Genomic DNA, 5,231 nt, shown 5'->3' on the forward strand with positions numbered 1-5,231 from the left:
GGCCGCTCGCGCATCGCGCGCGAAGAGGCCGCGCTGTTGAAGAAAGCCGACGAGGTCCTTGATTTCCTGACGATTTCGCACCTGAAGGACGAGCGCGCCGGCAACCTGTCAGGCGGTCAGAAGAAGCTGCTCGAACTGGGCCGCACGATGATGGTAGACGCCAAGATCGTCTTCCTCGACGAAGTCGGCGCCGGGGTGAACCGCACGCTTCTGAACACGATCGGCGACGCGATCCTGCGGCTCAACCGCGAGCGCGGCTACACCTTCTGCATGATCGAGCACGACATGGAATTCATCGGCCGCCTGTGCGACCCGGTCATCGTGATGGCCGAGGGCCGTGTGCTGGCCGAGGGCACGATCGACGAGATCAAGGCCAACGAACAGGTGATCGAGGCCTACCTGGGCACCGGCCTGAAGAACAAAGAGGCGGTGTCGTGAGCGGCAATCCCTACCAGGACGACCGCGGAAACCGCGACCGGTCGATCGGCAACCCCGAAGGCATCGGCGAGGTCGACGGCTTCCGCAAGGGCGGCACCGCCACCGACGCGCCGGGCAAGGCGTTCCTCGCGGCCGAGGGCATGGTCGGCGGCTATGGCGGCGCGGACATCCTGCAGGGCTGCACCATCACCGTCGAGCGCGGCGAGATCGCCGTGATCGTGGGCCCCAACGGCGCCGGCAAATCCACCGCGATGAAGGCCGTGTTCGGCATGCTCGACCTGCGCCAGGGCTCGGTCACGCTGGACGGGCACGACATCACGGCCCTGACCCCGCAGGCGCGGGTTCGCGAGGGCATGGGCTTCGTGCCGCAGAACGCCAACATCTTCACCTCGCTCACCGTCGAGGAGAACCTCGAGATGGGTGCGTTCATCCGCACCGACGATTTTCGCCCGACGATGGAGCAGATCTACGACCTGTTCCCGATCCTGCGCGACAAGCGCCGCCAGGCCGCCGGAGAGCTGTCGGGCGGCCAGCGCCAGCAGGTCGCCGTCGGCCGCGCGCTGATGACCAAGCCGCAGCTTCTGATGCTGGACGAACCGACCGCCGGCGTCTCGCCCATCGTCATGGACGAGCTCTTCGACCGGATCATCGAGGTGGCGCGCACCGGCATCTCGATCCTCATGGTCGAGCAGAACGCGCGCCAGGCGCTCGAGATCGCCGACAAGGGTTACGTGCTGGTGCAGGGCGGCAACGCGCATACGGGAACCGGCCGCGACCTGCTGGCCGACCCCGAGGTGCGACGGTCGTTCCTGGGCGGATGACGGGCATGACGGGCTTCCGGCGCGGCGCGCCGACGACACCGGCGTTCGCGCGCCGCAACGCGACAAGGGTTTCCTGATGGATCTTCTCAACGCCATCGTGGCGCTGTCGAATTTCGTGATCGTCCCGGCGGTCGCCTACGGCGCGCAGTTGGCGCTGGGGGCGCTGGGGGTCACGCTGATCTACGGCATCCTGCGGTTCTCGAACTTCGCGCATGGCGACACGATGGCCTTCGGGACCATGGTCACCATCCTGTTCACCTGGTGGTTCCAGTCGATGGGCGCGAGCCTGGGCGTGCTGCCCACCGCGCTGCTGGCCATTCCCTTCGGCATCGCGGGGACCGCGCTTCTGGTGCTGGCGACCGACCGCGTGGTCTATCGCTTTTACCGCCGCCAGAAAGCCAAGCCGGTGATCCTGGTGATCGTCTCGATCGGCGTGATGTTCGTCTACAACGGCATCACCCGGGTGATCCTGGGCCCCGACGACCGCAACTTCGCCGATGGCGAGCGGTTCATCATCAACGCGCGGCAATTCCGCGACATGACCGGTCTCGAGGAAGGTCTGGCGATCCGCACGACGCAGGGTATCACCGTCGCCACGGCCGTGATCGTCGTGGCGCTGCTGTTCTGGTTCCTCAACCGCACCCGCACCGGCAAGTCGATGCGCGCCTATTCCGACAACGAGGACCTGGCGCTGCTGTCGGGCATCAGCCCCGAGAAGGTCGAGCGCGTGACGTGGCTGATCGTGGCCGCGCTGATCACCGTGGCGGGCGTGCTCTACGGTCTCGACAAGTCCTACAAGCCGTTCACCTACTTCCAGCTGCTTCTTCCGATCTTCGCCGCCGCCATCGTCGGCGGCCTGGGCAGCCCGGTGGGCGCCATCGTCGGCGGCTTCGTCATCGCCTTCTCCGAGGTGGCGATCACCTATGCCTGGAAGAAGGTTCTGGAATACGCCATGCCGCAGGCGCTGGAACCCGACGGCCTCGTCCAGTTGCTGAGCACGGACTACAAGTTCGCGGTCTCGTTCATGATCCTCGTGGTGGTGCTGATCTTCCGCCCCACGGGCCTGTTCCGGGGGAAATCGGTATGAGCCAGACGCTCAAGGCGCCGCTGCTGTTCGCGCTGGTCGCGGTGCTGATCCTGGGCACCGGTTTCCTGCAAAGCTGGAACACCGCCGTGCTGATCCTGAACATGGGGCTTGTCAGCGCCGTGATGGCGCTGGGGGTGAACCTGCAATGGGGCATCGCGGGCCTGTTCAACGTGGGCGTCATGGGCTTCGTCGCCCTGGGCGGGCTGGCGGTCGTGCTGACCTCGATGCCGCCGGTGCCCGAGGCGTGGGGCGCGGGCGGCTTGCGCATCCTGCTCGGCCTCGCGCTGGGAGCCGCGACGGTGGTCGCGGGCGTGATGGCGTGGCGGCGCGCACGCAGCGCATGGCTGATGATCGCGGTTCTGGTCGCGGGCTTCTTCGCCTATCGCTGGGTCTTCGACGCCGGCGTCGGTGCGGTCGAGGCGGTCAACTCGGCCCAGACCGGCTATCTCGGCGGGCTCGGCCTGCCGGTGGTCTTCGCCTGGCCGGTGGGCGGCGTGCTGGCCGCGGGTGCCGCCTGGATCATCGGCAAGACGGCGCTGGGCCTGCGGTCCGATTACCTGGCCATCGCCACGCTGGGCATCGCCGAGATCATCATCGCCGTGATGAAGAACGAGGACTGGCTGGCGCGCGGCGTCAAGAACGTGATCGGCCTGCCCCGCCCCGTGCCCTACGAGATCGACCTGCAGAACGATCCCGGCTTCGTCGAGCGCGCGGCCTCGCTGGGCATGGATCCGACGACGGCGTCGTCGCTCTACGTCAAGTTCGGCTACTCGATCCTGTTCGCGATCGTGCTGGTGGTCCTGCTGGTGCTGGCGCAGCTTGCGCTGAGTTCGCCTTGGGGCCGGATGATGCGCGCGATCCGCGACAACGAGACCGCGGCCCGCGCCATGGGCAAGAACGTCACCGCGCGGCACCTGCAGGTCTTCGTGCTGGGCAGCGCGATCTGCGGCGTCGCGGGCGCGATGATGACCACGCTCGACGGGCAGCTGACGCCGGGCAGCTACCAGCCGCTGCGCTACACGTTCCTGATCTGGGTGATGGTGATCGTCGGCGGCTCGGGCAACAACCTCGGCGCGGTGCTGGGCGGCTTCCTGATCTGGTTCCTCTGGGTCCAGGTCGAGCCGATGGCCCAGGGCCTGGCCGCCATGATCGGGGCCGTGCTGCCCGCCGGCAGCCCGTTCCAGGCCAGCCTTGCGGATGCGGCGCAGCACATGCGGCTGCTGACCATGGGGATCATCCTGCTGGTGGTCCTGCGCTTCTCGCCCAGGGGATTGCTGCCCGAGCGCTGACGGTTAGGGATTGACGCAAACGCGGCCCGGGTTAACCATGTTCCGGGGAGGTACGGGCCGCCATGCATTGGTCGCTTGTCGCGCAACGGTGGGACACCATTCGCGCGCTGCTCGAGCAGCGTTTTCCCCGCCTGCGCGACGACGAGCTGCGCCACCCGCCGCCCGACCGCGACGCTCTGGTGCGTCTTCTGGCCCGCTCGAACGACCTGACCCTGTTCGAGGCCAGCGAAGAGCTGGAGGACGTGCTTCAGATCGAGGCGATGGCGCTGCCGCTCTCGGTGCACCTGCATTAGCGGACGACGGCAAGGGTCAGGCCAGCGACGTCACCCACAGGATCGTCGCGTCGTCCTCGCTGAGAGAGATAACGTTGTGGCCCATCGTGGCGTCGTAATAGGCGCTGTCGCCGCGGCGCATGTCCACCGGTTCGTAATACTCGGTGTAGAGCCGCACGATGCCCGTCAGCACGTACAGGAATTCCTCGCCGTCGTGGCGCACCCAGCCGTCGAACTCGTCCATCGTGCGGGCCCGGACGCGGGCGCGGTAGGGCAGCATCTTCTTCTGCGACAGGCTTTCGGCCAGCAGGCGGTGCTCGTAGGTCGCGGTGGGCTGGGTCGCGCCCTCGCCCTCGCGCGTGACGGCCATGCGGCCGGTGGCGCGATCCTGCCGCGGTGGCGTGAACAGCTGCGGCACCGAGATGTCGAGACCCACGGCCAGCTTCTTGAGCGCCTCGTAGGTCGGCGACATCTGCCCGTTCTCGATCTTCGACAGGGTCGAGCGCGCCAGCCCCGCCTGCCGCGCCGCCTGTTCCAGCGTCCAGCCGCGCGCCTTGCGCAGGCTGCGCACGCGCGCTGCCAGGTCGACCGGCTCGGCGCCGTGGGTCTCGCCGCTTTCGCGGGCAATGCGGATCAGGGATTTCGGATCGCGGTCCATGCGGGGCCTCTTAGGCCCGCGCCCCGGCGCTTGCAAGCGGGGGCGGGCGCGGCCTAATGCACCCCATGCTGTCCGTGTACGACGAAGGCGCCCCGGCGCCCTGCCCCGCCCCGTTCAACCTCGCCGCGCATGTGCTGCAGGCCGGCGCTGCCGTGCCCGACCGCATCGCGCTGTCGGTGATCCACACCACCGGCGCCGAGCGCTGGAGCTACGCGCGCCTGATCGCCGCAGTGCGCGGCACCGCGACGGGGCTTCTGCGCGAAGGGCTGCGGCCGGGCGACGTGGTGCTGATGCGGCTGGGCAACACGGTCGATTTCCCGATCGCCTATCTCGGCGCGATCGCGGCGGGCCTCGTGCCGGTGCCGACCTCGTCGCAGCTAACCGAGGCCGAGGTGGCGCCGATGATCGCCGCGCTGCGCCCGCGCGCGGTTTTGCGCGACCCCGCCATCGCCTGCGCCCCGACCGATGCGCCTGTCTTCGACCCGACCGACATGGCCGCGTGGCGCGACCTGCCGCCCTCGCCCTGGGACTTGGGCGATCCGGACCGGCTGGCCTACATCGTCTACACGTCGGGCACCTCCGGGCGACCGCGCGCCGTCGGCCACGCGCATCGCGCGATCTGGGCGCGGCGGATGATGCACCGCGACTGGTACGACCTGCGCGACA

General features: G+C 68.6%; 7 protein-coding genes. 6 read left to right on the forward strand and 1 reads right to left on the reverse strand.

Features of this window, described 5'->3' with window-relative positions:
- The 5 genes from ACFDTC_RS14665 to ACFDTC_RS14685 all read left to right on the forward strand — a co-directional run.
- Window positions 1-438, forward strand: a 438-nt coding sequence (locus ACFDTC_RS14665) for an ATP-binding cassette domain-containing protein (protein ID WP_375259632.1), incomplete at its 5' end; no start/stop codon positions are given.
- A complete protein-coding gene (locus ACFDTC_RS14670; RefSeq protein ID WP_375259633.1) occupies window positions 435-1,259 on the forward strand; it encodes an ABC transporter ATP-binding protein in 825 nt (274 codons plus the stop codon). The genes ACFDTC_RS14665 and ACFDTC_RS14670, both read left to right, overlap by 4 nt.
- A gap of 76 nt (window positions 1,260-1,335) precedes the next feature.
- Window positions 1,336-2,346 carry a branched-chain amino acid ABC transporter permease gene (locus tag ACFDTC_RS14675; protein WP_375259634.1) on the forward strand — a complete coding sequence of 337 codons (1,011 nt, stop codon included), beginning with the start codon at window positions 1,336-1,338 and terminating at the stop codon, window positions 2,344-2,346.
- Window positions 2,343-3,635 carry a branched-chain amino acid ABC transporter permease gene (locus ACFDTC_RS14680; RefSeq protein ID WP_375259635.1) on the forward strand — a complete coding sequence of 431 codons (1,293 nt, stop codon included), beginning with the start codon at window positions 2,343-2,345 and terminating at the stop codon, window positions 3,633-3,635. Before ACFDTC_RS14675 ends, ACFDTC_RS14680 begins: the two co-directional genes overlap by 4 nt.
- A 62-nt stretch (window positions 3,636-3,697) precedes the next feature.
- Window positions 3,698-3,928 (forward strand): hypothetical protein, encoded by a 231-nt coding sequence (locus ACFDTC_RS14685; RefSeq protein WP_375259636.1) that lies wholly within the window; start codon window positions 3,698-3,700, stop codon window positions 3,926-3,928.
- 16 nt (window positions 3,929-3,944) lie between these two features.
- On the opposite strand, the gene ACFDTC_RS14690 is transcribed toward ACFDTC_RS14685, so the two are convergent.
- Window positions 3,945-4,565, reverse strand: coding sequence for a helix-turn-helix domain-containing protein (locus tag ACFDTC_RS14690; protein WP_375259637.1), 621 nt, complete (start codon window positions 4,563-4,565; stop codon window positions 3,945-3,947).
- A 65-nt stretch (window positions 4,566-4,630) separates the two neighbouring features.
- Between ACFDTC_RS14690 and ACFDTC_RS14695 the strand changes: the two genes are divergently transcribed.
- Window positions 4,631-5,231, forward strand: a 601-nt coding sequence (locus ACFDTC_RS14695) for an AMP-binding protein (RefSeq protein WP_375259638.1), incomplete at its 3' end; no start/stop codon positions are given.

This window comes from Citreimonas sp., assembly GCF_042096055.1.
Taxonomy (GTDB): Bacteria; Pseudomonadota; Alphaproteobacteria; order Rhodobacterales; family Rhodobacteraceae; genus Citreimonas.

Bases quoted from the DNA above. Each gene is read 5' to 3' on its own strand.
- ACFDTC_RS14675 (WP_375259634.1), top strand. From the start codon at position 1,336: ATGGATCTTCTCAACGCCATCGTGGCGCTGTCGAATTTCGTGATCGTC.
- ACFDTC_RS14680 (WP_375259635.1), top strand. From the start codon at position 2,343: ATGAGCCAGACGCTCAAGGCGCCGCTGCTGTTCGCGCTGGTCGCGGTG.
- ACFDTC_RS14685 (WP_375259636.1), top strand. From the start codon at position 3,698: ATGCATTGGTCGCTTGTCGCGCAACGGTGGGACACCATTCGCGCGCTG.
- ACFDTC_RS14690 (WP_375259637.1), bottom strand. From the start codon at position 4,565: ATGGACCGCGATCCGAAATCCCTGATCCGCATTGCCCGCGAAAGCGGC.